Consider the following 15,509-nt stretch of genomic DNA (forward strand, 5'->3'; position numbering starts at 1 on the left):
CTCAGCCCTTCACCGCCGCCACGATCTTCTTGGCTGCGTCGTCGAGATCATCGGCCGAAACCACGTTCAGGCCGCTGTCGTTGATGATCTTCTTGCCGAGCTCGGCATTGGTGCCTTCCAGGCGCACCACCAGCGGCACCTGCAGCCCGACTTCCTTGACCGCGGCAATGACACCCTCGGCGATGATGTCGCACTTCATGATGCCGCCGAAAATGTTGATCAATATGCCTTTGACCGCCGGATCCTTGGTGATGATCTTGAACGCCGCCGTCACTTTTTCCTTCGACGCGCCGCCGCCGACATCGAGGAAGTTGGCCGGCTCGGCGCCGTAGAGCTTGATGATGTCCATCGTCGCCATGGCCAGCCCTGCGCCATTGACCATGCAGCCGATATTGCCGTCGAGCGCGACATAGGCGAGGTCGTATTTCGACGCCTCGATCTCCTTCTCGTCCTCTTCGGTGGTGTCGCGCAGTTCGAGTACGTCGGGGTGGCGAAACAGCGCGTTGTTGTCGAACGACACCTTGGCGTCGAGCACGCGCAGTCGTCCGTCCTTCATGACGATTAGCGGGTTGACCTCGAGCAGGCTCATGTCCTTCTCGACGAAGGCCTTGTAGAGGATCGGGAACAGCGTATCGCCGTCCTTGGCAGCACTGCCGTCGAGCTTCAGCGCGCCGTTGAGCGCCTTCAGGTCGGACGCCGTGACGCCCTTTTCCGGGTCGATGGCGACGGTGATGATCTTTTCCGGCGTATCATGGGCGACCGCCTCGATGTCCATGCCGCCCTCGGTCGAGACGACGAAGGCGATGCGGCCGACCGTGCGGTCGACCAGGATCGACAGATAAAGCTCACGCGCAATGTCGGCGCCGTCCTCGATGTAGAGGCGGTTGACCTGCTTGCCGGCCGGGCCGGTCTGCTTGGTCACCAGCGTATTGCCGAGCATCTCGTTGGCGTTGGCGACCACTTCGGCCACCGACTTGGCCAGCCGCACGCCGCCCTTGGCATCGGGCGAAAGCTCCTTGAACTTGCCCTTGCCGCGGCCGCCGGCATGGATCTGGCTCTTCACCACATAGAGCGGGCCGGGCAGCGCCTTGGCCGCGGCTTCCGCCTCGCTCGCCTTGAACACCGGCACGCCTTCGGCAACCGGTGCGCCAAAGCTCTTCAGCAGCGCCTTGCCCTGATACTCATGGATGTTCATCGAGAATGTCTCCGGATCTTGGCAGCTAGGATGTCACTTGGCGGGATGGCGGCGAGACGTCACTTGTTGGCGAGATGCGGAGCGATCTTGACGCAGGCCTCGGTCAGGCCCTGCACCGTCGCCACCGAAGCGTCGAACATCTTCTGCTCCGCCTTGTTGAGGTCGATCTCGATGATGCGCTCGACGCCGCCGGCGCCGATCACCACGGGCACGCCGACATAGGTGCCTTTGACGCCGTACTGGCCGGAGAGGTGCGCCGCACAGGGCAGCACGCGCTTCTTGTCCTTGAGGTAGGCTTCGGCCATCGAAATCGCCGAAGCGGCCGGCGCATAGAAGGCCGAGCCGGTCTTGAGCAGGCCGACGATCTCGGCGCCGCCGTCGCGGGTGCGCTGCACGATCTGGTCGAGCTTTTCCTTCGAGGTCCAGCCCATCTTGATCAGGTCGGGCAGCGGAATGCCTGATACCGTCGAATAGCGGATCATCGGCACCATGGAATCGCCGTGGCCGCCGAGCACGAAGGCGGTGACGTCCTCGACCGAGACCTTGAACTCCTCGGCCAGGAAATAGCGGAAGCGCGAACTATCGAGCACGCCGGCCATGCCGACGACATGGCTCTTCGGCAGGCCCGAGAACTTCTGCAGCGCCCAGACCATGGCGTCGAGCGGGTTGGTGATGCAGATAACGAAGGCCTTTGGCGCATACTTCTTGAGGCCTGCGCCGACCTGCTCCATGACCTTCAGATTGATGCCGAGCAGATCGTCGCGGCTCATGCCCGGCTTGCGCGGCACGCCGGCGGTGACGATGCAGACATCCGCACCCTCGATGCCGGCATAGTCGTTGACGCCGGTCAGCCGGGAGTCGAAACCATCAACCGGCGACGACTGCGCGATATCGAGACCCTTGCCTTGCGGGACGCCCTCGGCGATATCGAACAGCACCACGTCGCCGAGATCCTTGAGGCCGATCATGTGTGCGAGGGTGCCGCCGATCATGCCAGAGCCGATGAGCGCTATCTTGTTGCGTGCCATGTGAGGATGTTTTCCCTTTGTCGGTGACGGCGCCGAACGGCGTCGAAGAAGAGCCGGAATGCTGCGGGGAACCGCGAATTTTCGCCGCACCCAATAGCCTTGGTGGAGAAAATATTCAAACGATTATTTTCGAGTGAATAATTTCAATCGGTTAGAAACATTGGGATTTACGTAAACGTCAAAGTTTGTAAGCCGACTTGGGAGATTTTGCACATGACTGTGGAAATCAGAAGGCTGTTTCCGGGCGATGACGTCGTTTTGATGCAAGTCGCCGAAGATGTGTTCGACGAACCGGTGCAGGCTGACAGGCTGGCCGCCTATCTCCCCATGCCGGGTCACTTCATGATCGTGGCCATGGCCGAAAGTGTCGTCGTCGGCCAATGCGCCGCCGTCATCCACCGCCACCCGGACAAGGTCAGCGAACTCTACATAGACGAGGTCGGCGTCTCGCCCACCTTGCAGCGCCAGGGCATCGCCCGAAAAATGCTCGACGCCATGTTCGCACTCGGCCGCGAGCATGGCTGTGGGGAAGCATGGGTTGGCACCGAGCCCGATAATGTTGCGGCGCGGGCGCTCTATGATACGCGCAAGGAGCCGCATGGGCCGGCGGAGGAGTTTGTGATGTATGTGTATGAACTTTAGAGACTGGCCGAAAGCTTCCCCAACTCCGCCCTAGGATGACGAATGCGTGGTGGGCTAGGCCTGCGCCTGCTGCACTTCGGCCGTCGCCTTCGCCTTGTGCCGCTCCGCCCAGTCTTCCAGCCAGTCGCGGCTCTGCATCTCGATCAATCTCGACGCAGTCCGCTCGAATTCGAACACCTCGACGCCGCGCTTGGCGGTGTAGAGCAGCTGTGGCTGTGCCGCGGCACTCACCACCAGCCGCACGTGATGGTCGTAGAGCGTGTCGATTAACAGGATGAAGCGTTTGGCCTCGTTGCGCCGGCCTTCGCCGAGCACCGGCACATGGTCGATGAAGATGGTCGAGAAGCGGTTGGCAATGGCCAGGAAATCGCGGGCGCCGAGCGGCTTTTCGCACAGATCGGCGAAGGAAAACCGCGCCGCCGCGCCGGCCGCGCGTGGCACCACAACGTGCCGGCCCTTCACCGTCAGCGTCGTCTCGACCGTTGGCGCGCCATGCGTCATCGCTTCCCAGGCGTCGTCGAGCGTCCGCTCGGCGGCGGCATCGTCGGGAGTGACATAGACCGGCGTACGCGCCAGTTTTTCCAGGCGGTAATCCTTGTCGGCATCCAGCGACAGCACATGCGTCTGCCGTTCGAGAATGCCGATGAAGGGCAAGAACAGCTGGCGGTTCAGCCCGTCGCGATAGAGATCCTGCGGCGCGACATTGGAGGTGGCGACCAGCACCACGCCATTGGCAAACAACGCCGAGAACAGCCTGGACAGGATCATCGCATCGGCGATGTCGGTGACCGAAAACTCGTCGAAGCACAGCACCCAGGCCTGCTCGGCCAGGGCGCGCGCCACCGGCGGGATCGGATCGTCCTCCTTGACGTCGCCGTTCTTGCGCGCCGCCCGGTGCTTCTGGATGCGGTCCTGCACGTCGGCCATGAAGTCGTTGAAATGCACCCGGCGCTTGCGCCGCACCGGCAGCAGCTCGAAGAACATGTCCATCAACATGGTCTTGCCGCGGCCGACGCCGCCATGGATGTAGAGGCCCTTGACCGGCTCATGCGTTTCGCGCTTGCGGGCGAACAGCCAGCCCAGCGCACTCGATTTGTGCGCCAGCCGCTTGGCCGAAATCTCGTCGGTCAGCCGGTCGAGCGCGGCGGCGATCCGCATCTGCGCCGGGTCGCGTTCGATCGCGCCGGTCTCGATCAGATGATCGTAGCGCTGCCTGACGGTCGCATGGGTCTGGAGGCCGTCACGCAGATGCATCGGTCACGTCATTAAAGAGGCGGGTCGGTCTACCTTGTAAGCGAAATCGGCAAGCCGTTGGAAGTCTGGCCGTCGAATTTCGAGCCGCCCGAGGAATAGAGCCGCGCCAGCGCGCCGCCATTCTCGTCATAGAGCGTCAGCTGCTTCCCGGCGACGTTCCACGACTTGATGCCGTCGATGGGTGCTGGGCAATGCAGCGGCCCGGCACGGAAGCCGGCGCCAAATTTGGTCTGCGGCGTCGCCACCTTGCAGCTCTGTCCGGAGACACTGGCGTTCCAGACGCCGGCGACGCTGGCCGCGGTCAGGTCGGTGGCGCCGGCCGGCGCCGATCCATCCGGCGGCAGCGAGGCGACCTGCGTGTTTGCCGGCGCGGTCGGGAATTGCGACGGGTCGGTGGCGCCGGGCGTCGCCGGCGGCGGCAGCTGGTTGCCGGTGACCTGGCCGGCGGGCGCAGGCTGCAGCGGCGCCGGCTGCTGATCGTCCATTGATGAAAAGCGCGAGGTCGAACAGCCGCTCGCAATGAGAGCGGCCAGCGATACGGCCAGCAGGCCGGTCTTCGAAAAATTCATGTCAACCTCCGTCGGATCCGGCTGGGGCTGCCGTCCGCACAATCTCACCCCCACCAAGACGGAGAAGGTGGCGAAATTTCAACCTGATATGGTTAAAATACGGTTTGCGGCAACATTTGTTGCAAATTTAACGCAATCATCCGGCCAAGGCGCGCCCGTCTGTCATCGGAACGTGACCCAAAGGTGCCCTAACGCGGCTCGAACCGGTACAGCGGCAGCGAAACCGGCATTGGCGGCCGCAGCAGGTCGGCGCATCGGCGGTCCAGCCTAAGCGCCAGCTGATGAGAGCGCCGCACTGCCGTCTTCCAATCGCCGGCCGTTTTCAGCAAGGCCAACGCATCCGCGGGACGGTCGGCTGCGATCATGAGATCGGCAGCAACGATGCGATCTTCCGGCGCGATGGCTTCGCCGGTCTTCAGCTTGCCGGCCAATCCAACCCACTGTTCCCAGGGGAAGGTCGCTGCGAGCAGACCCGGGCGAGGTGGCGGTTCGGCCCCATTGTCGAGCATGAAGGAGGCCAACATCACCCGGGCTAACGCCCTGTCTATGAATTCCCCCGCCGTTTCGCCCTGTATTTCGGAGATCAGAGCGTCGCTCAAATTGTGCTCACGGTCGCGGCGGCCAAGAACGTAGTCGATCCCGTCGAGCATGGCTGCCGTGACCGTATCGGGATAGTTGACCGGGTCGAGATGTTTTGCGGCAATCTGCGCGTTGATCGCCCCAGCCACCGCTGTGCCGAGGCTCAAATTGCCGGTCTGGTTCACGAGGGGCAGCAAGATCGCAGTTTGAGGAACATGGGCAATCAGCTGCCCGATCGAGCGGATGGCTGAGCCCAGATCGTTTTGACCGTCGAGCGCCCGCACCTCCGCTGGCTGTTTGGACATATCGAAGGAAGGGCGAAGATTGGCCAGGTTCAGGGCTTTGCGGATAAACCCTGTGCGGCCACTCTTGTCGGGACGTACCGCAGGTGGAAGCCTGTCGAGGTAAGCGACGTAGTCCGAGAGGTCGTCTTTGACTGCCCGCATCTCCAGAGCCATGGGCCAGATGCCCGCATCTTCCGCTCTTTTGGCAAGGCGCGATTTGGCCTCATCGTCAAGGTCCGCCAGCACCTGGGCAAGCCCCACGGAAATCCTCGATGCGTCGAACTGGTCGGCGTCGGCAGCGCGCCAGCGCGCCAGTTCGCCCAGCAGCCAGTCGCCGCCGTCCTCGGTGACGAGCGCACGCAAGGCGGATTGGCCAAGCTGAGGCACAACCGACTTCGCGTTGCGCAGCGGCTGCAGGCCGGCAATCATCGCCGCCCGCTCAGGCGTTGTTGCATAGGCAAGTCTGAGTTCGCCAATCCGCAGCGGCGGATGGCTGCGTTTTTCCAGACCGGCCAGCAGCGCGGCACCCTCGGCATAGGCGAGGCCGCCATAGCGGATTTTCAGATACGCCGCGTCATCGCCAAAAGGGTCGCGCCAGAAATTCGGAAATACCGCTGGTTCAACAAGCAGGAAATCGCTCGCGTCCAGGATGGTTGGCGCATGGATACAGGCACCGTCGGGCTGCGTCTGCGCAACAGCCATCGACGGCGCGGACGCTATCCCGATGACCGCAAGAAAAGCCAGCCAGCGCATGGTGTGAACCCTCCGCCACGACAACATCGTACAAAATCCCCACAGACACCAGCAAGCTGGGCATTCGGTAGTGGGTCAGTTTGAAATTTCGAGGCTGATTCCGGCTGCGAGCCGTTCTGCGACAAGAGCCTGGAGTCGCCACAGGGATCGGTCGTGAATGCCCAGTTCCTCCAGCCGAAAAACCGTCTCTCTTAGATACTCTGCGCAAGAGCCCCAATGCCCTGCTGCCGTCGCAAGAACATCGGCTGCCGCATCAAGGGACACCTTGCCAGAATAATGTGGACTCTGTCGGTTTACGACGAAACCGAGCGCCCGGATCGGACCGTCGACAGTCTCAGCCGTCATCCAACGGGGCACATTTACCGATGGTTTGATCATCAATTCACGCCGAAACAAGGTGTCCAAGCTTGCCGCGACCTGTTCGGCAGGAAGCCTGAAAATCATACCCTTGCAGCTGCCGCCCCGATCAAGAGCAAGCATCAATCCGGGCTGGTCTCGCGTCCCTCGAAACCGCGCCACCCGAAAGCAGAACGCCCGGTGCCACCCTTGAACGGTGGCTATCCGACTTTCGACGAACTCACAGGCAGGTTTCCAGAGCAGGGAGCCATATCCAAAGAGCCAAATGTCACCCTCTGGCGTGTTCGTCAGGACGTTGTGTATTGCGATGACATAATCGTCATCGGTCATGTAGACCGCGCCTGGAGTCGGCCCCGCATCCTCAACCACGCGAGCGGCCCGAGCCACAAGCTCCGCTGTGAGCGCCATCTGCTGAACGACTCTAGGCACAACTGACCGCCCCGAAAGGTTCTCTGAGCGGAGATGCGTTTCTCTTGGCACTCGCGCTTTGCCGGGTTGGATCGCGCCGACGCTTGGGGTGTTTCGTCATGCCGGGAGTATGCCACTCTTGCCGAGCACCTCCAACGCCCCTCAAGAGCGGGAAATTTCAAAACTGACCCACTACCGGGCATACCGGCTTGCTGGTGTCTGGCCGCTGCCCGGTATTGCGCCAAAGGCCCGCGTCCCTATGTTTGCTGAGACTGAAACCTGCGGGAGCGGAAAATTGGCAGTCAGAAAGAAAGCCGCCAACCGCTATTACAGCGGTCCGCCCAGCGATCATTTCGACGGCACTCTGTTCTTCAACCCCGACGGCAAGCCGCCCGGCCGTTTTTCCGATCTGTTGAAATGGCAATTGAGCGGCGAGCGCTCGAAATGGCCAGCGGCCAATCCGAGCCCGTTTGAACAGGCAAGACCGGCGGAGCGGATCGCCGGTTCACGGTTGCGGCTCACCATGGTCGGTCATTCCACGCTGCTCATCCAGACCGCCGGCCTGAACATCCTCACCGATCCGGTCTGGTCGCCACGCGTCTCGCCACTGTCCTTTGCCGGACCCAAACGCGTCAATCCGCCGGGCATCGCCTTTTCCCAACTGCCGCCGATCGACCTCGTCCTGGTCAGCCACAACCATTACGACCATCTCGACCTCGCCACGCTGAAGCGGCTGCAGGCCAAACACGACCCGCTGCTGCTGACGCCGCTCGGCAACGACGCCATCATCGCCAACGCAGTATCAGGCATGCGGCTGTCGGCACATGACTGGGGCGACCGCGTCGAGATCGGCGATGGCGTCACCATCCATGTCGAGCCGGTGCACCACTGGTCGGCGCGCGGGGCGCGTGACCGGCGCATGGCGCTGTGGGCGGGATTTGTGATCGAAACCCCTGAGGGAAAGGTCTATTTCGCCGGCGACACCGGCTTTCATGCCGGCACCAACTACCGGCTGATGGCCGAAAAACATGGCGGCTTCCGCCTCGCCATTCTGCCGATCGGCGCCTATGAGCCACGCTGGTTCATGGCGCCGCAGCACCAGAATCCGGAAGAAGCGGTGCAAGGCATGAAATTGTGCAACGCGGCTCACGCCGCCGGCTGCCACTGGGGCACGTTCCATCTGACCGACGAACCGATCGACGAGCCGGTGAGGAAACTGGTCGAGGCGCTCGACGATCAAGGGATTTCTCAAGAGCGCTTTCGCGCCTTGCGCCCGGGCGAGATCTGGGACGTGCCGGAGATCGAGCCCGGCTGAGGTCTGCATTTGGCCGTTTACGGCACTGCCGTTTTCGTTGATGGTCCCCCCTCAACCGGCGTAGGGGAATCACATGAAATCAATCCTGGCAGTTCTGATGGCGCTGGTGATTTCGGCACCGGCTGCTTTCGCAGGCGAAATCAGCGATCGCGCAACAGAGGCCGAAAAGGCGCTGCAGTCGGGTGACGGCGCCGGCGCGCTGGAAAAATTCCGCAGCGCCGAGGACGCTCTGTGGCAAGCGATGCCGCTTGGCGTGCAGAATGTCAGGCAGATCGACACGGCGAGCGGCTTTGGCATCTACAGCGAGCGCGCCAACCACATCTACAAGCCTGGCGAGAAGATCATCCTGTACATGGAGCCTGTTGGCTATGGTTACGGCTCGGACGGCCTCGGCAACAGCTTGATCGCGCTTTCCGTCGACATCACCGTCGTTTCCGAGGCGGGCGAGACTCTCGGCACGATGGAGAAGGTCGGTCGCATTCAGGTCGCTTCGCGCTCGCACAACCGCGAACTGTTCTTCAAACTCAACCTCTCCCTCGATGGCCTGCCGCCCGGCAAATACCGGTGCGATTTCGTCATGCACGATGAGAATTCGAGCAAGACGGCGCCCTTCACCACCGATATCGAGATCGCCGGCTAGACAAGAGCCAAGGGAACCGCCGGCCTCGCAACCGCGTTTATCGACAGTTTCAAACTGGGCTGTGAGGCATTTCCCATGATCAAATGGATCATCATTCTGCTGATTGTCGCGGCTGCGGCGAGCCTGCTCGGCATGCCGGCCCTGGCCGGAGCCGCCGCAACCGGCGCCCGGGTGCTGATCGGCATCGTTCTGATCGTCTTCCTGCTGATCGTGCTCGGGGTCTTTGCGATAACCTAAGAGCAGCGCGGACTGGTAATTTCGGCCGGTATCCGCCATATAGGCGCCAAACCGGCAAGAGACCTTTCGACCCATGGCAAGTGCTGCCCCTTTCGCCAAGATGAACGGCATCGGCAACGAGATCATCGTTGCCGACATGCGCGGCCGTGCCGATCGCGTGACGGCGCCGGCTGCCGTGGCGCTGAATGCCGACGCAGCGACCAAGTTCGATCAGATCATGGCGATCCATGACGCCAGGACGGCGGGCACCGCTTATTACATCGACATATTGAATTCCGACGGCTCCGGGGCGCAGGCCTGCGGCAACGGCATGCGCTGCGTCGTCCAGGCGCTCGCCGCCGAGACAGGCCAGAAGACTTTCACCTTCGAGACCCGTGCCGGCATCCTCAACGCCATAGAGCATGCCGATGGCACGATCTCGGTCGACATGGGCATGCCACGCTTCGGCTGGCAGGATATCCCGCTGGCGGAGGAATTCCGCGACACCCGCATGATCGAGCTGCAGATCGGCCCTATCGACGCGCCGGTGCTGCATTCGCCCTCGGTGGTATCGATGGGCAACCCGCACGCCATCTTCTGGGTCGACGAGGACGTCTGGTCCTATGAGCTCGACCGTTTCGGCCCGCTGCTCGAAAACCACCCGATGTTCCCCGAGCGCGCCAATATCACGCTGGCGCAAGTGACCTCGCCCGACACCATGGTCATCCGCACCTGGGAACGCGGCGCCGGCCTGACCAAGGCCTGCGGTTCGGCCGCTTGCGCCTCGGTGGTTGCCGCGGCCCGCACCAGGCGCACCGGCCGCAGCGTCACACTGATGACCCCCGGCGGCGGTTCGCTGCATGTCGAATGGCGCGACGACGACCATGTCATCCTCACCGGTGCCGCCGAATGGGAATTTTCCGGCAGTTTCGACCCGTCGACCGGCCTCTGGGCCCGCGACACCGAAAGCGCCGCCTGATGGCACCCCTCTCCATGGGTCCCAAGGGTATTGATGTCGTTACCTTCGGCTGCCGGCTGAACACCTATGAATCCGAAGTGATGCGGCGCGAAGCGGAAAGCGCCGGCCTCGGCGCGCTCGAAGGCGGCGCCATCATCTTCAACACCTGCGCCGTCACATCAGAAGCCGTGCGCCAGGCCAAGCAGTCGATCCGCAAAGCCCGCCGCGAAAACCCTGGGGCGCGCATCATCGTCACCGGCTGCGCCGCGCAGACCGAGCCTGAAAATTTCGTGGCCATGGACGAGGTCGATCTCGTGCTTGGCAATGAGGAAAAGCTCAAGGCGCATTCCTATCGCGCGCTGCCGGATTTCGGCGTCAACGACACCGAAAAGGCCCGCGTCAACGACATCTTCTCCGTGCGCGAGACCGCTGGCCACATGGTCGACGCCATCGAGGGCAGGGCACGCGCCTTCGTCCAGGTGCAGAATGGCTGCGACCACCGTTGTACCTTCTGCATCATTCCCTATGGCCGCGGCAATTCGCGCTCGGTGCCGATGGGCGCCGTTGTCGAGCAGGTCAAGCGTTTGAGCGGCAATGGCTATGCCGAGATCGTGCTGACCGGCGTCGACATGACAAGTTTTGGCGCTGACCTGCCGGGTGCGCCAAAACTCGGCAGGCTGGTGAAAACCATTTTGAAGCAGGTGCCGGACGTGAAGCGCCTGCGGCTCTCCTCCATCGATTCGATCGAGGCCGACGACGATCTGCTCGACGCTATCGCCACCGAGAAGCGGCTGATGCCGCATCTGCATCTGTCGCTGCAGTCTGGCGACGACATGATCCTGAAGCGCATGAAGCGCCGGCATCTGCGCGATCAGTCGATCCGCTTCTGCGAGGATGTGCGCAAGCTCCGCCCCGGTATCGTCTTCGGCGCCGACATCATCGCCGGCTTCCCGACCGAGACCGACGACATGTTCGAAAACTCGGAAAAGATCGTCGAGGAATGCGGCCTGACGCATCTCCACGTCTTCCCGTTCAGCCCGCGCGAAGGCACGCCCGCCGCGCGCATGCCGCAGCTTCGGCGTGAAATCGTGAAGCAGCGTGCAGCAAGACTGCGTGCTGCCGGAGAAGCCGCCTATCGCCGCCACTTGTCCTCGCTTGCCGGGACACGCCAATCGATCCTGGTCGAACGCGACGGGCTCGGCCGCACCGAAGGCTTCACGCTGGCCACGGTCTCCACGGGTGCGCCGGGCGACATCGTCGAGGCCGATATTTCCGGCCATGACGGCGCCCGCCTGATCGCCGCGCCGCTTAGCGCCCGCGCCGCCTGAGAAACGCAAAGCATGGCTGGTTTTTTCAAGAAGATTTTTTCGTTCGGCAAGAAGGAAGTGGTCGAGGAGCGGGTCGACGAGACCGCGCCGCTGCCGCCGATCAAATGGGAAGCGCTTGACGCGCTGAAGCCGGCGGCTGAACACCCGCTGCCGGAGTTTTTGAAGCGCGACGAGGCTGAGGCGGAGGTCGCGCCGGCGCCCCAGCCGGAGCACGAGGAGCCGAGGCCAGAGCCGACCATCCCGCCTGCGCCGGAGCCGACCGTTCCGTCCGGGCCAGAACCTCAGCCGGAGCCGGAGCCTCTAGAGGAGCCGACTCCCGAGTCGCCGACACCCGAAATTCCTGCACCGCCTGCCGTTCCGGAGCCCTCGCCCGAACCGACCCCGTCCATTCCATTGGAGCCGGAGATCCAGCCGGAGCCTGCTCCGGTCGAGGAACCGCGGCCGCCGGAAGCACCTGCTGAGGAGCCGGCTCCGGTGGAAATCCCGGTCGCGCCTGTGGTGCCGGAGCCTGAACCCCAACCGCAGGAAATTCCGCAGCCCAAGCCGAAGCAGCCGGAAATCGTTCCGCCGCAGCCGGAGAAACAGCCGGAGCCAGCACCTGTCGAAGTGCCAACACCTGCCGAGGTGCCGGCCGAAGCGCCAGCGCCGATCGAGGTGCCACAACCGGCCTCGCCTTCCACGCAGCCAACGGCGGTGGCCGCGCCAGCGCCCCACCCTCCCCTCGATGGGGAGGGTCGACGCGAAGCGGCGGGGTGGGGTGACAGCGCCGGCGCCAATCACCCCCACCCCCGAGCTACGCTCGGGACCTCCCCCATCAAGGGGGAGGTAAAGCCAGCGCCCGCCCCGCTACTGGTGCCGCAACCTGCTCCCGAACCAAAGCTTGCGCCGTCCGTCGGCAAGGTGACCGTCACCAGGAAGGTGGAGCAGAAGGCGGAACCACAGAAGGCGCCGGAACCGGCGCCGAGGCGCTCGTGGTTCCAGCGCATGAAGGACGGGCTTGCCCGTTCTTCCAAGGAGCTGACCGGCAACATTGCCGGCGTCTTCACCAAGCGCAAGCTGGATGAAGAGACGCTGCAGGATCTGGAAGACGTGCTGATCCGCGCCGACCTCGGCATGGAAACCGCCCTGCGCGTCACCGATGCGCTGGCTGCCAGCCGCTACGGCAAGGACGTCTCCGACGCCGAAGTCCGGGCCATCATGGCGACCGAGGTAGAGAAGGTGCTCACCCACGTCGCCATGCCGCTGGAGCTCGACCTCAGCCACAAGCCGCATGTCATTCTGGTTGTCGGCGTCAACGGCACCGGAAAAACCACCACCATCGGCAAGCTGGCAGCCAAGCTGACCGATGGCGGCCTGTCGGTGATGCTTGCCGCCGGCGACACGTTTCGCGCCGCCGCCATCGAACAGCTGAAGATCTGGGGCGAGCGGACCAAATCGCCGGTCATCGCCTCCAAGATCGGCGCCGATGCCGCGGGCCTTGCCTATGACGCCTTCGAGCGGGCCAAAGAAGCTGGCTCCGATGTGCTGATCATCGACACCGCCGGGCGGCTGCAGAACAAGACCGAGCTGATGGCGGAGCTCGAAAAGATCGTCCGCGTGCTGGGCAAGCTCGATCCGGAAGCGCCGCATACCGTGCTGCAGACGGTCGACGCCACCACCGGCCAGAATGCGCTGAACCAGGTCGAGATCTTCCGCAACATCGCCGGCGTCAACGGCCTTGTCATGACCAAGCTGGACGGCACGGCGCGCGGCGGTATTCTGGTGGCGATCGCGGCAAAGCACAAATTGCCGGTCTATTTCATCGGCGTCGGCGAACAGGTCGACGACCTCGAACCTTTCTCAGCCAGCGAATTCGCCAGGGCGATCGCGGGCGTAGCGTAACAGGCACGATTCCAGGAGCTGCAAGCTCTTTGGACAAGATCATGCGTCAGAAGGAAATCATGAACCCGCCCATCCTCGAACGCGACCCGTCCGACCCGCAGAAGAAGAAGGAAAGCGTCAACCCGCTGCTCAAGCTGGTGCTGGAGCTCGGCCCGTTGATGGTGTTCTTCTTCGCCAATGCGCGCGGCGCCTGGCTGGTGCAGAAATTCCCGGTTCTAGCCGAACTCGGCGGACCGATCTTCGTCGCCACCGGCCTGTTCATGGCCGCCACTGCGATCGCCTTGATCGCGTCCTGGCTGCTGCTGCGCACCTTGCCGATCATGCCGATGGTGTCGGGCGTCGTCGTCCTCATTTTCGGTGCGCTGACGCTCTACCTGCAGGACGACATCTTCATCAAGATGAAGCCGACCATTGTCAACACGCTGTTCGGCGGCGCGCTGCTCGGCGGCCTGTTCTTCGGCAAGTCGCTGCTCGGCTACGTCTTCGATTCCGCCTTCAGCCTCGATGCCGAAGGCTGGCGCAAGCTCACCTTCCGCTGGGGACTGTTCTTCCTGTTCCTGGCCCTCGTCAACGAAGTGGTCTGGCGGAATTTTTCCACCGACGCCTGGGTTACCTTCAAGGTCTGGGGCATCATGCCGATCACGCTTCTGTTCACCTTCAGCCAGATGCCGCTGATCCTGCGCCATTCGCTCGAGGACAAGACCGGAGAGGCCGGCAAGTAGGGAGATGCGGCTATGAAGTTTGTCACTTCGCGCGACCAGCTGAGGACGATCTACAAGACGCCGCGGCCGACCGACGGCTCCATCCGCAAGGAACTGAAGGCGCTCGACGGCCACTGCCGTTCCTTCATCGGCAAGAGCCCGTTCGTGCTGATCGGCTCGTCCGACGGCGCCGGCAATGCCGACGTGACGCCCAAGGGCGACAGGCCCGGTTTCGCCGCGGTGCTCGACGACAACACCATCGCCATCCCCGACCGCCCGGGCAACAACCGCCTCGATACGTTGGAGAACATCCTGCTCAACCCCTCGGTCGGGTTGCTGTTCCTCATCCCCGGCATGAACGAGACGCTGCGCGTCAATGGCGACGCCCGCATTACTGTCGATGCCGGTTTGCGCGAGCGGCTGGCGGTCGACGGGAAGGAGCCGCAGAGCATCGTCGTGGTGACGGTCAAAGCTGCCTACATGCATTGCGCCAAGGCTTTTATGCGCTCAGATCTGTGGAAGCCGGAGACTTGGCATGACCGCGCGACGCTGCCGACGCTAGGCCAGATCCTGCGCGACCAGCTGGCGGTTGCCGATTCGGCAGAGGCGACCGACCGCCGGCTCGACGAGGAATACAAGCAGACGATGTGGTAGGTTTTCTGGACACGATTCGCTCGCATACGGCTCGCCTCCCTTGATCGAAATCTTCGCCCTTTCTGGCAGCCTGCGCGCCGCCTCCACCAATTCGGCGCTGATCGCGGCGCTGGCGCAAAACGCACCGTCCGGCTGCCGCGTCAGCGTCTATGACGGGCTTGGCCGCTTGCCGATCTTCAACCCCGACGACGAAGGTGAGCGGACGCCGCAGGAGGCTTCCCGGCTGATCGACGCCGTCACCCGCGCCGACGGCGTCATCATCTCCTGCCCGGAATACGCCCATGGCGTGCCAGGTGGCCTGAAGAATGCACTCGACTGGCTGGTGTCGCGCGACGCCGCCGTCGCCAAGCCGGCTATGCTGGCGCACGCCTCGCCACGCTCACTGTTTGCCCGCACGGCGCTCGCCGAGATCATGCGGACGATGTCGTTTGCGCTCTACGAGGAAGCGGTGTGCGAAATCGCTTTGCTCGGCAGGAAGCCGCCGGAGGTGGAGGCTATCCTAGAGCGGGATGAATCTAGGTTGGCGCATAGCCTGCCTCTGTGAAGTAATTTCTGCATTCGGTTGAAGAGACGGTGCCGAGGATTTGGCCGATGGCGTCACAGACGGTTTCGACGGTACGCTTGGCAGCCTTACGGAGCCAATGCTTTAGCTTTGCAAAGAGCTTCTCGATGGGGTTCAGGTCAGGCGAGTATTTGGGCAGCAAGAACAGCCTGGCGCCGGCCGAGCGGATGGCGCGGCGCACGGCC

The 15,509-nt window shown here is 63.3% G+C and carries 17 protein-coding genes; 10 read left to right on the forward strand and 7 right to left on the reverse strand.

Annotated features, from left to right (window positions below; genetic code table 11):
- Window position 1: 1 nt before the first annotated feature.
- Window positions 2-1,195: an ADP-forming succinate--CoA ligase subunit beta gene (gene sucC, locus AC1DVW_RS28945; RefSeq protein WP_477327727.1), complete on the reverse strand. Its 1,194-nt coding sequence runs from the start codon at window positions 1,193-1,195 to the stop codon at window positions 2-4.
- Between the two features lie 59 nt (window positions 1,196-1,254).
- Complete coding sequence (mdh, locus tag AC1DVW_RS28950) at window positions 1,255-2,223, reverse strand: malate dehydrogenase (RefSeq protein ID WP_477249490.1); 969 nt, start codon at window positions 2,221-2,223, stop codon at window positions 1,255-1,257.
- A 213-nt stretch (window positions 2,224-2,436) separates the two neighbouring features.
- Between mdh and AC1DVW_RS28955 the strand changes: the two genes are divergently transcribed.
- Complete coding sequence (locus tag AC1DVW_RS28955) at window positions 2,437-2,865, forward strand: GNAT family N-acetyltransferase (RefSeq protein ID WP_477327729.1); 429 nt, start codon at window positions 2,437-2,439, stop codon at window positions 2,863-2,865.
- 54 nt (window positions 2,866-2,919) lie between these two features.
- Here the strand turns inward: AC1DVW_RS28955 and zapE are convergent, their stop codons facing one another.
- The 4 genes from zapE to AC1DVW_RS28975 form a co-directional block, all read right to left on the reverse strand.
- Window positions 2,920-4,119: a cell division protein ZapE gene (zapE, locus tag AC1DVW_RS28960; RefSeq protein ID WP_477327731.1), complete on the reverse strand. Its 1,200-nt coding sequence runs from the start codon at window positions 4,117-4,119 to the stop codon at window positions 2,920-2,922.
- Between the two features lie 29 nt (window positions 4,120-4,148).
- On the reverse strand, window positions 4,149-4,688 hold the full coding sequence (locus AC1DVW_RS28965) for an AprI/Inh family metalloprotease inhibitor (protein WP_477327733.1): 540 nt from the start codon (window positions 4,686-4,688) through the stop codon (window positions 4,149-4,151).
- Between the two features lie 188 nt (window positions 4,689-4,876).
- Window positions 4,877-6,304 (reverse strand): hypothetical protein, encoded by a 1,428-nt coding sequence (locus AC1DVW_RS28970; protein ID WP_477327735.1) that lies wholly within the window; start codon window positions 6,302-6,304, stop codon window positions 4,877-4,879.
- 75 nt (window positions 6,305-6,379) lie between these two features.
- Window positions 6,380-6,991: a gamma-glutamylcyclotransferase gene (locus AC1DVW_RS28975; RefSeq protein ID WP_477327737.1), complete on the reverse strand. Its 612-nt coding sequence runs from the start codon at window positions 6,989-6,991 to the stop codon at window positions 6,380-6,382.
- Between the two features lie 373 nt (window positions 6,992-7,364).
- Between AC1DVW_RS28975 and AC1DVW_RS28980 the strand changes: the two genes are divergently transcribed.
- The 9 genes from AC1DVW_RS28980 (at window position 7,365) to AC1DVW_RS29020 (ending at window position 15,306) form a co-directional block, all read left to right on the forward strand.
- Entirely contained in the window at window positions 7,365-8,384 is a 1,020-nt protein-coding gene (locus AC1DVW_RS28980) for an MBL fold metallo-hydrolase (protein ID WP_477327739.1), read from the forward strand.
- A gap of 73 nt (window positions 8,385-8,457) precedes the next feature.
- Window positions 8,458-9,024, forward strand: a complete 567-nt coding sequence (locus tag AC1DVW_RS28985) for a hypothetical protein (protein WP_477327741.1) — start codon at window positions 8,458-8,460, stop codon at window positions 9,022-9,024.
- Between the two features lie 75 nt (window positions 9,025-9,099).
- Window positions 9,100-9,261 carry a DUF1328 family protein gene (locus AC1DVW_RS28990; RefSeq protein WP_224669222.1) on the forward strand — a complete coding sequence of 54 codons (162 nt, stop codon included), beginning with the start codon at window positions 9,100-9,102 and terminating at the stop codon, window positions 9,259-9,261.
- A 73-nt stretch (window positions 9,262-9,334) separates the two neighbouring features.
- Window positions 9,335-10,219, forward strand: a complete 885-nt coding sequence (dapF, locus tag AC1DVW_RS28995; RefSeq protein WP_477327743.1) for a diaminopimelate epimerase — start codon at window positions 9,335-9,337, stop codon at window positions 10,217-10,219.
- Window positions 10,219-11,526 carry a tRNA (N(6)-L-threonylcarbamoyladenosine(37)-C(2))-methylthiotransferase MtaB gene (gene mtaB / locus AC1DVW_RS29000; protein ID WP_477327745.1) on the forward strand — a complete coding sequence of 436 codons (1,308 nt, stop codon included), beginning with the start codon at window positions 10,219-10,221 and terminating at the stop codon, window positions 11,524-11,526. The genes dapF and mtaB overlap by 1 nt, the downstream gene beginning before the upstream one ends.
- Before the next feature lie 12 nt (window positions 11,527-11,538).
- Entirely contained in the window at window positions 11,539-13,407 is a 1,869-nt protein-coding gene (gene ftsY / locus AC1DVW_RS29005) for a signal recognition particle-docking protein FtsY (RefSeq protein ID WP_477327747.1), read from the forward strand.
- Between the two features lie 59 nt (window positions 13,408-13,466).
- Window positions 13,467-14,129: a septation protein A gene (locus AC1DVW_RS29010; RefSeq protein WP_477249585.1), complete on the forward strand. Its 663-nt coding sequence runs from the start codon at window positions 13,467-13,469 to the stop codon at window positions 14,127-14,129.
- A gap of 12 nt (window positions 14,130-14,141) precedes the next feature.
- The gene (locus AC1DVW_RS29015; protein ID WP_477327749.1) at window positions 14,142-14,762 is read left to right on the forward strand and encodes a pyridoxamine 5'-phosphate oxidase family protein; all 621 of its coding nucleotides are present in this window, start codon (window positions 14,142-14,144) and stop codon (window positions 14,760-14,762) included.
- A 40-nt stretch (window positions 14,763-14,802) separates the two neighbouring features.
- The gene (locus tag AC1DVW_RS29020) at window positions 14,803-15,306 is read left to right on the forward strand and encodes an NADPH-dependent FMN reductase (RefSeq protein WP_477327751.1); all 504 of its coding nucleotides are present in this window, start codon (window positions 14,803-14,805) and stop codon (window positions 15,304-15,306) included.
- Here the strand turns inward: AC1DVW_RS29020 and AC1DVW_RS29025 are convergent.
- Window positions 15,278-15,509 (reverse strand): transposase (locus AC1DVW_RS29025; RefSeq protein ID WP_477326451.1); only part of this gene is annotated, 232 nt, incomplete at its 5' end. The genes AC1DVW_RS29020 and AC1DVW_RS29025 overlap by 29 nt on opposite strands.

The sequence above is a fragment of the Mesorhizobium sp. P3_B5 genome (genome assembly GCF_056402815.1).

Coding starts and splice junctions, on each gene's coding strand:
- sucC (WP_477327727.1), bottom strand. CDS start 1,195: ATGAACATCCATGAGTATCAGGGCAAGGCGCTGCTGAAGAGCTTTGGC.
- mdh (WP_477249490.1), bottom strand. CDS start 2,223: ATGGCACGCAACAAGATAGCGCTCATCGGCTCTGGCATGATCGGCGGC.
- AC1DVW_RS28955 (WP_477327729.1), top strand. CDS start 2,437: ATGACTGTGGAAATCAGAAGGCTGTTTCCGGGCGATGACGTCGTTTTG.
- zapE (WP_477327731.1), bottom strand. CDS start 4,119: ATGCATCTGCGTGACGGCCTCCAGACCCATGCGACCGTCAGGCAGCGC.
- AC1DVW_RS28965 (WP_477327733.1), bottom strand. CDS start 4,688: ATGAATTTTTCGAAGACCGGCCTGCTGGCCGTATCGCTGGCCGCTCTC.
- AC1DVW_RS28970 (WP_477327735.1), bottom strand. CDS start 6,304: ATGCGCTGGCTGGCTTTTCTTGCGGTCATCGGGATAGCGTCCGCGCCG.
- AC1DVW_RS28975 (WP_477327737.1), bottom strand. CDS start 6,991: ATGACCGATGACGATTATGTCATCGCAATACACAACGTCCTGACGAAC.
- AC1DVW_RS28985 (WP_477327741.1), top strand. CDS start 8,458: ATGAAATCAATCCTGGCAGTTCTGATGGCGCTGGTGATTTCGGCACCG.
- AC1DVW_RS28990 (WP_224669222.1), top strand. CDS start 9,100: ATGATCAAATGGATCATCATTCTGCTGATTGTCGCGGCTGCGGCGAGC.
- dapF (WP_477327743.1), top strand. CDS start 9,335: ATGGCAAGTGCTGCCCCTTTCGCCAAGATGAACGGCATCGGCAACGAG.
- mtaB (WP_477327745.1), top strand. CDS start 10,219: ATGGCACCCCTCTCCATGGGTCCCAAGGGTATTGATGTCGTTACCTTC.
- ftsY (WP_477327747.1), top strand. CDS start 11,539: ATGGCTGGTTTTTTCAAGAAGATTTTTTCGTTCGGCAAGAAGGAAGTG.
- AC1DVW_RS29010 (WP_477249585.1), top strand. CDS start 13,467: ATGAACCCGCCCATCCTCGAACGCGACCCGTCCGACCCGCAGAAGAAG.
- AC1DVW_RS29015 (WP_477327749.1), top strand. CDS start 14,142: ATGAAGTTTGTCACTTCGCGCGACCAGCTGAGGACGATCTACAAGACG.